3 protein-coding genes are annotated in these 2,914 nt (G+C 75.9%); 2 read left to right on the top strand and 1 reads right to left on the bottom strand.

What is annotated here, in order from left to right; all coding sequences use genetic code 11:
* The coding region (locus ICW40_RS21665) for an aldehyde dehydrogenase family protein (protein ID WP_221655177.1) at positions 1-278 on the bottom strand (278 nt) is incomplete at its 3' end.
* 162 nt (positions 279-440) lie between these two features.
* Between ICW40_RS21665 and ICW40_RS16900 the strand changes: the two genes are divergently transcribed.
* Both ICW40_RS16900 and ICW40_RS16895 read left to right on the top strand, forming a co-directional pair.
* Positions 441-2,126, top strand: coding sequence for a carbamoyltransferase family protein (locus tag ICW40_RS16900; RefSeq protein ID WP_221655176.1), 1,686 nt, complete (start codon positions 441-443; stop codon positions 2,124-2,126).
* Positions 2,123-2,914, top strand: a 792-nt coding sequence (locus ICW40_RS16895; protein WP_308121878.1) for a glycosyltransferase family 2 protein, incomplete at its 3' end; no start/stop codon positions are given. The genes ICW40_RS16900 and ICW40_RS16895, both read left to right, overlap by 4 nt.

Below are 2,914 nucleotides of genomic sequence, written 5' to 3'. Positions count from 1 at the left end.
GCGGTGGCGAGCGCCGCGGCTCGCTCGGCGGGCGCGGTGCGGCGCCACGCGTGCCGTGCCTCCCACGCCGCCGTCACGGCCGCGTCGACCTCGCTCGCGGTGCCGGGCACCAGCACGAGGCCGGGCGCTCCCGTCACGGGGTCCGTCCGGCGTACCTCGCGGGTCCCCGCCGCGGGCACCACCTGACCGCCGACGAGGTGCTCCGCGAGCCGCGGGACGGCCGACGAGCCCTCCTCGGAGGCGGGGGCAGCAGGGGCGTGGTCGGTCGTCGTGCTCACGCGGTGTCCTCTCAGGCGTCCGGGATGTGGAGGTTCGGGCGGCGACGCCCGGAAAAGCACGGTTCAAGGTGCGAAGACTGCTTCTCAGGGGAACAGTGGCCCGCAGGCAAGATCATCGACTTCTCCTCCGACTCTGACCCACGATCGGGAGGTCTGCGACTTATGCGCGTCCTGGGCGTCAACGCCATCTACCACGACCCCTCCGCCGCCCTGGTCGTCGACGGGACCGTCGTCGCGGCGGCCGAGGAGGAGCGGTTCAGCCGTCGCAAGCACGGCAAGCGGCCGGTGCCGTTCTCCGCGTGGGAGCTGCCCGAGCTCGCGATGCGCTGGTGCCTCGAGGAGGCCGGGCTCCGGCCGCAGGACCTCGACGCGGTGGCCTACTCCTTCGACCCGGCGCTCACCAAGCCCGCCGAGGAGCTGGGCCTGCACGACCCGTGGGACCACCTGCGGACCACCTACGCCCAGCGTGCCCCTGGCTTCCTCGCCTCGGCCCTGCCCGGGCTCGACCCCGCGCAGGTGCGCTTCGTGCCGCACCACGTCGCGCACGCCGCGTCCGCGGCGCTCGCCTCGCCGCACCGGCGCAGCAGCGTTCTCGTGCTCGACGGCCGCGGCGAACGCGCCTCGCACCTCGCCGGGCGCTACGTGGACGGTCGGCTCGAGGTGCTCATGAGCCAGGAGCTGCCGCACTCGCTCGGCCTGGTCTACGAGTCGCTGACCGAGCACCTCGGCTTCCTGCGCTCGAGCGACGAGTACAAGGTCATGGCGCTCGCGTCCTACGGCACGCCGCGCTACCTCGAGGAGCTGCGCGAGATCATCCGCCCCACGGGCGACGGCGGCTTCCAGGCCGAGGCGCCGGACTGGTCGCGCTGGGCACCGCGTCGCGCCGCCGACGCGACGCTCAGCGAGGAGTCGTGGCGCGGACCGCACGCCGACCTCGCGTGCTCGGTGCAGGCGCGCCTCGAGGAGGTGCTCGTCGAGCTCGCGCGCTGGATCCACGAGCAGACCGGTGACCGCGTCCTCACCATGGCGGGCGGCACCGCGCTCAACTGCGTGGCCAACTCGCGGATCTGGCGCGAGACGCCGTTCGAGGAGGTGTGGGTGCAGCCCGCCGCCGGCGACGCGGGGACGTCGCTCGGTGCCGCGCTGCAGGTGTCGGCCGACGGCGGCGAGGTGGCCGACCCGATGCCCGGCGCGGCGCTCGGCCGGCAGTGGTCCGACGACGACCTCGCGGCTTGGCTGCGCTCGGCCGCGGTCCCGTTCACCACGCCGGCCTCGGCGGACGAGCACGCCGCGGCGGTCGCCGACGTGCTGGCCGGCAACGGGGTCGTCGCATGGTTCGACGGGCGCAGCGAGTTCGGGCCGCGCGCGCTGGGCCACCGCTCCCTGCTCGCGCACCCCGGCCACGCCGCCAACCTCGAGCGGCTCAACGACGTCAAGGGCCGCGAGCAGTTCCGGCCGGTCGCACCGATGGTGCTCGCCGAGCACGCGGCCGAGATCTTCAGCGGCGGCCCGCTGCCGAGCGACTACATGCTGTTCGTCCACACCGTCGCCCCGGATTGGCGCGACCGGATCCCGACGGCCGTGCACGTGGACGGCACCGCGCGCATCCAGACCGTCCACGCCGACCGCCAGCCCCGGCTGCACGCGACGATCGACGCGTTCCGTCAGCGCACCGGCCTGCCCGTCGTCATCAACACGAGCCTCAACACGGCGGGCCGCCCGATGGTCGACGACCCGCGCGACGCGCTCGAGCTCTTCGGCTCGGCGCCCGTGGACCTCCTCGTCATGGGTCCCCACCTCGTCCACCGCGGCCGCATGTTCGCCGGCGGTGACGGGCCGCAGCGGTGACCGGCACAGCGGTGAAGGCCTACGCGGTCGTCGTCCCGACGGTCGGCAGGCCGTCCCTGCGACGGACCCTCGACGGCCTGGCGCGCGGGACCGAGCCCGGCACGGGGCCGGTCGAGGTGGTCGTCGTCGACGACCGTCCGCTGCTGCCGACGGCACCCGACCCGCTCGACCCCGCCACGCTGGTCGACGGCGCGCCCTGGCCGCTGCGCGTGATCCGCACGGGCGGGCGCGGCCCCGCCGCGGCGCGCAACGCGGGCTGGCGCTCCACCACGGCACCGTGGGTCGCGTTCCTCGACGACGACGTCGTCGTGCCGCCCGGCTGGCACGAGGGGCTGCACGCGGACCTCGCGGCGGCGGACGACGTCGCGGGCACGCAGGGCCGCATCACGGTTCCGGTCTCGGGACCGCGGCCGACCGACTGGGAGCGGAGCACGCGCGGGCTCGAGGACGCCCGCTGGGCGACGGCCGACATGGCCTACCGCCGGCGGGCGCTCGAGGCGGTTGCCGGGTTCGACGAGCGCTTCCCGCGGGCCTACCGCGAGGACGCCGACCTCGCGCTGCGCGTGCGCCGGGCGGGTTGGCGGCTGGTGCGCGGCGAGCGGACGATCGTGCACCCCGTCCGCCCCGCCGACGACCGCGTGAGCATCCGGGTCCAGGCAGGCACGGCCGACGACGCGCTCATGCGGGCGCTGCACGGACCGCGCTGGCGTGAGCTGGCCGAGACCGGCCGCGGCCGGCTCGCGTGGCACGTCGCGACGGTCGCCGCCGGCGCCGCCGCCGTCGGGGCG

This window comes from Actinotalea ferrariae, from assembly GCF_019733465.1.
GTDB classification, from domain to species: Bacteria; Actinomycetota; Actinomycetes; order Actinomycetales; family Cellulomonadaceae; genus Actinotalea; species Actinotalea ferrariae_A.
The sequence above is the reverse complement of the archived record's forward strand: the minus strand, read 5'-3'. Positions and strand labels throughout refer to the sequence as shown.